This is a genomic window from Blautia glucerasea, from assembly GCF_013304385.1.
Lineage (GTDB): Bacteria > Bacillota > Clostridia > Lachnospirales > Lachnospiraceae > Blautia_A > Blautia_A ammoniilytica.
On record NZ_JAAITU010000129.1, the window covers coordinates 1 to 794 of the forward strand.

The window sequence follows — 794 nt, forward strand, 5'->3', positions numbered from 1 at the left end:
ATCCTGATACAATGATTATGCTGATGAAAGAAGGCATAGATAACTGAATACAAGAAAGAGACGAAAGCCTCAGTAGTTAAGAAAAAAACTACTGGGGCTTTTTTTCGTGCCTGAATTTCTCAGCCAATAACTGCGGGCGTATCCCGGCAGGATAAAGGCGGAGCAGGCATGATCCTAAACAGAGGTCCGCCTTCTGGATTTGAAACGAGCAACAAGATTTCAAATTCAGGAGGAACGGATATGTATATTGAACACCCATATTTTTATGAAGGAAAGTACTACGCAAATATTGATGGAGAAATGATCGAGATTACAAAAGAAGTTGCGTATGCGATGAATAATTTTTACAGAAGCAGCAAGGCAAAAAAAGTTGAGATTAAGAATGAACTGGGTGAGGTTGTGGATAAGATGCTGCGGGAGGTACCTTACAGCGGTCAGTCCATTGATGGAGAAGGCTTCATGATTGAGGATTTTCCAGATCTGAACTGTGATGTGGAGCACTGTGTACTGACAAAAATGGAACAGCAGAATATTCACAAAGTGATCAATCAGCTGAACTCAGAGGAACGCATGATTATTTATGGCATTTTCTTTGAAAATAAGACACAGACACAGATGGCGGAGATTATGGGGATTTCCAGACAGATGCTGTCATACAAGCTGAAATCCACTCTTAATAAGATGCGTGAAATGTATATGAATAAATTTTTTTAAAAAATTTTTTAAAATCTTTTGCATCTGCCAAAGTCATTTGACTTTAGTAATTAGAGGAAGTTAAAGGACTTCCTAAAATG

The 794-nt window shown here is 38.3% G+C and carries 1 protein-coding gene; it reads left to right on the forward strand.

Annotated features, from left to right (window positions below):
* The first annotated feature begins 240 nt into the window (after positions 1-240).
* Positions 241-714 carry a sigma factor-like helix-turn-helix DNA-binding protein gene (locus G5B11_RS18710; protein ID WP_173729335.1) on the forward strand — a complete coding sequence of 158 codons (474 nt, stop codon included), beginning with the start codon at positions 241-243 and terminating at the stop codon, positions 712-714.
* Positions 715-794: the final 80 nt, after the last annotated feature.